A 556-nucleotide genomic window follows, 5' to 3' on the forward strand; every position below is an offset into this window, starting at 1 on the left:
ATCATGATCATTGGCACCATTGACAAAGTATATACTGTTGCCAGTACTTTTTCTATCAAAATGGAACTCACCATAGTTATTTTTAAAATAATGTGGTTCCGTTGTAGTCACCATGAATTTACCGTATCCTGGTGCCCATCCAACTGAGTTAAAAACGATATCATTCAAGCAATCAAAATACAATCTTCCGTCTGCATATGCATATAGATGACCACCGTCATTACTCATTTGGATGTATGATGACCAAACATTAGTCCCTTCAGCGTTTTCTCCTTTTGATATTCCAAATTTAGCCCAAGCTTTAGAAGGTTGCTCAGTACCATTGATTCTTGGGATGGTTTGATAAATATAAAACGATCCTGTACCGGTAAATTTTCTGTTATCAGAACCAAGAACAAGTGCTGGTTGAATACTTCCATCTGTCGTTTCCATAAACCCCATATAGCCACGTGGTTTATCTAAATCGAAAATCTTCATGTCTTGCTTATTTATTTCAACAAATCTGTTTCCACTCGTTTTAAGTGTTACCCCTTCTAAAACCTGCCCTTTGATATGC

1 pseudogene is annotated in these 556 nt (G+C 36.7%); it reads right to left on the reverse strand.

What is annotated here, in order from left to right:
- Window positions 1-556, reverse strand: a pseudogene (locus tag AC1DJR_RS32945) (phage tail spike protein); the annotation flags it as partial.

This window comes from Bacillus sp. 05T31 (assembly GCF_056396725.1).